The sequence below is a fragment of the Actinocrinis sp. genome (assembly GCF_035946395.1).
GTDB lineage: Bacteria > Actinomycetota > Actinomycetes > Streptomycetales > Catenulisporaceae > Actinocrinis.
This window is the reverse complement of record NZ_DASYZI010000259.1, coordinates 1-2,060: the sequence shown is the minus strand read 5'-3', so window position 1 is coordinate 2,060 and position 2,060 is coordinate 1. Positions and strand designations below refer to the sequence as shown.

Annotated in this window: 1 protein-coding gene; it reads left to right on the top strand. The window is 68.8% G+C overall.

Annotated elements, in window-relative coordinates; translation table 11 throughout:
- Positions 1 to 1,303 (top strand): glycosyl hydrolase-related protein (locus VGS97_RS16245; RefSeq protein ID WP_326854367.1); only part of this gene is annotated, 1,303 nt, incomplete at its 5' end.
- Positions 1,304 to 2,060: the final 757 nt, after the last annotated feature.

The window sequence follows — 2,060 nt, the reverse complement described above, 5'->3', positions numbered from 1 at the left end:
AAGCCTGTTCGGAGGTGGCCTCACGGTCGACGGTGTGGCGGCGCGTGTTGTGGTTGAGGACTCGCCGGCAAGGATCCGGGCCATCCCCGAGCAGGATCCGTGGACCGTGGAGTGGGTGGCGCGTGACGTGCCGGCGTTCGGCTGGCGCCGCTATCGGATCGCCCGCGGAGAGGCCGTGTCGGATGTTGTCGACTCCGGGCGCGAGATCAGTGCCGGCGGGCTGACGGTCCGCGCAGTTGAGGACGGCACCCTCGATGTCGAGATCGCCGGTCGTACCTACAAGGGATTGCTGAGTGTGGAAGACCAAGGCGATCGGGGCGACACATACGATTTCGATGCCGTCCCCGGGCCGATCGGTCTGACCTCGGTGACGGTCAGCCGGCGGCGGCACCCGAGCGGCATCGAGGAACTCGACGTCGTTCGGACATTCGAGGTTCCGGCGTCGCTTTCCCCGGACCGCGTCGAGCGGTCGGCCCAGACCGCACCGGTGACGGTTCGTGTGCTCGCCCGGGTCGCACCCGGTGTCGAGCGCGTCGACCTGGACGTCACTGTCGACAACCAGGCGCAGGACCATCGGCTCAGGCTGGCGTTTCCGACTGGAGCGCCGGGAGCGGGGGCGGCGGCGGCGACCACCTTCGACATCGCAACCCGCCCGCCGCGGTCCGTGCCGGCGTCGGAGTGGTTCCAGCCGGCCCCGACCACGTTCCCGCACCAGGGGTGGGTGCACAACAACGGGATCACGATCGCCGCGCCCGGACTACCCGAGGCGGAGGTCAGCACCGACGGCATCGTCTACATCACGGTCGTGCGGGCGGTCGGGTGGCTGTCGCGAATCGACCTGAATAGCCGTCCGCAGCCGGCCGGCCCGGGCCTTCGCGCACCCGAGGCCCAGTGCCTCGGCCCGACCGTCGCTCACCTGGCCCTCACCTTCGGCCCGCACCCGCAGGTCGAGGCGTGGGACGCGGAGCTGCGCTATCGAGCGGTACCTGCGGGACCCGACCCTGTTCTCGCCCCGGGCCAAAGCGTGCTCATGCTCGAGGGTCCAGGGGTCGTGCTGTCGGCGCTGAAGCCCGCCGAGGACGGGAACGGGCTCGTGGCTCGTGTGCTGAACCCGACCGACGCCCCCGCCGAGGTGGCGCTGCACTGGAATGTGCCTGTTGGCTACGCCGAATCGGTGCGCCTGGACGAACAACCAACCGACGCCGACGTCGCACCCGTCCAGATCACCGAAGGCACTGTTGTGCGTCTCACCGTGCCCCCGCACGCGCTGCGCTCGGCGCAGATCCGACTCCAGCGGCCATAACGACGGCCGCCTCACCGCCGGCCTCGGCTACGTTCACGTGACAAAGACCGACCCCTGGGAGGCGTCGGATTCGATCGCGGCCTGGAAATGCGCTGGCGCATCTGGGGCTCTCGGGGGGTCACACACCCGAAGCGGCCGTCGAGACTTCCGTCCCGCTCGGCCAGGAAGCTGGCCCACATCCGCAAGATCGCATCGGAGAAGCCGAACTCGAAGATGCCACCGGTCACGGTGGGGAACGTGGACTGGCTTCCCATTTCGACCTGCCGCCAGACCTGTTCACCGTCGATCGTCCCGAACCGCCAAACGCGTTACCAGCCGCAAACGAGCACGAGCAGGCCGACTTCAGACGGCAAGTCGCCGATGACGTCGTAGCGCTGCTGGGCGTCGGCGAGGGCGAGGCGAGAGCAGCTGGACTGACCCGGCACTTGTCTTGTCAGGACGCGTGCTTTGTTACCGACGGTGACAGCTCCGCGGTCGTGCGACACGCGATATCCGCCGATATGGTCGGCAGCCCCGGGTCCCCGGGTGGCTTTCGTCGCCGCGCCCGAATAGGCATTCTGCGCCCCGGCGGCCAGCCTAGGCCTGCAGCAAGCTGCGCTTACGACCGGGCCAGCGACTGACGGTCCATGAGCGCCGACATCTGGTCGGCGGCTCGCAGCTAGGCCGCAGCTTTCGCGCTCGTCGGTTACATGCGGCTGGAATGATGCACGACCTGCTTCCCATGGAAGCGGTGGCGGATGCTATCGGTCAGCGGATG